We start from the raw sequence: 1,128 nt of genomic DNA on the forward strand, positions 1-1,128 counted from the left end.
GGACAGACGACCCTCGCCGGCACGAACGGCGGCAACGGCACGGGCCCCTCCAGCGGATACGGCGCGAGCCCTTCCGGCTACGGCGGCAACGGTCCGGCGGGCAACGGTCCGGTGGGCGGCGGTCCGAGCGGCCCCGCGCAGGCGCTGCCGTACGTACCGGGGTCCGGGAGCGGATCCGCGATCGTGGCCGCCGCGCGGGAACACATCGGGAAACCCTACGTCTGGGGCGCCGACGGGCCGTCGGCCTTCGACTGCAGCGGGCTCGTCTACTACACCCTGAACCAGGCCGGAATCAAGATCGGCGACACCACTGCCGCCGGCTACCAGGCGAGCGGGCAGCCCGTCACCTCCTCGCCGCAGCCCGGGGACATCGTGTTCTTCGGAGATCCCGCGACCCACGTCGGGATCTACGCCGGCGACGGCAAGATGATCCACGCGCCTCGCCCGGGAACGATGGTCAGGGTCGAGGACGTGGCGGGGGCGGCGGCGGGGCCCATCACCTACCGGCGTTTCACGTGACGCCCACCGGCCACGGGAAGCCCTCCGTGCGGGGCTCGCACACCCGGCCGGGACGACGAGGCTCACGGCGTCCGGACACGTCCGCGGCCGCCCGGAGAAGGGCGGCCCGGTCCTGGTGATCACCCCATGCTCCTCCGGCGAAGATGCGGACAAGATCCACTCCCGGAGAGACTCCTGTCCCCTATGATCGTCATTCGTCTGCTTTGCACCAACGCCGGAAGGGGTCGGCCAGGTGGCGAACCTCGATATCCACTTCGACGCGCTCGATGACTGCCGTACGGCCGCGAAAAAGATCGCCGGAAAATTCGGCGATCTGGCCGAGACGTATCCCGCCCAGACGACCGACTCCTCCATGTTCGGAAGATTGACGAGCTCCAGCGAGCTGGCCACGCTCGTCGACGGGATCGAGAAGACGGTCGACAGCGAGATGGGTGACGTCCAAAACAAGCTCAAAGGCGTCGAGCGGGCGCTGAGCACCGTGGAGGAGAACCTCCGCAGCGTCAAATACCCGAGTGTGAACGGCTCATGAGCGACGACCGCGGATCGCTGACCGACAGGGGCGGCGACAGGGAACCGATCGTTCCCGTCGTTCCCGGCAGCTCGGAACTG

2 protein-coding genes are annotated in these 1,128 nt (G+C 68.8%); both read left to right on the forward strand.

What is annotated here, in order from left to right; genetic code table 11:
* Positions 1-519, forward strand: a 519-nt coding sequence (locus BM085_RS42540; protein ID WP_177245567.1) for a C40 family peptidase, incomplete at its 5' end; no start/stop codon positions are given.
* Between the two features lie 232 nt (positions 520-751).
* Complete coding sequence (locus BM085_RS42545) at positions 752-1,048, forward strand: hypothetical protein (protein ID WP_093892384.1); 297 nt, start codon at positions 752-754, stop codon at positions 1,046-1,048.
* Positions 1,049-1,128 lie beyond the last annotated feature (80 nt).

Source organism: Streptosporangium canum, assembly GCF_900113865.1.
Classification (GTDB): Bacteria; Actinomycetota; Actinomycetes; order Streptosporangiales; family Streptosporangiaceae; genus Streptosporangium; species Streptosporangium canum.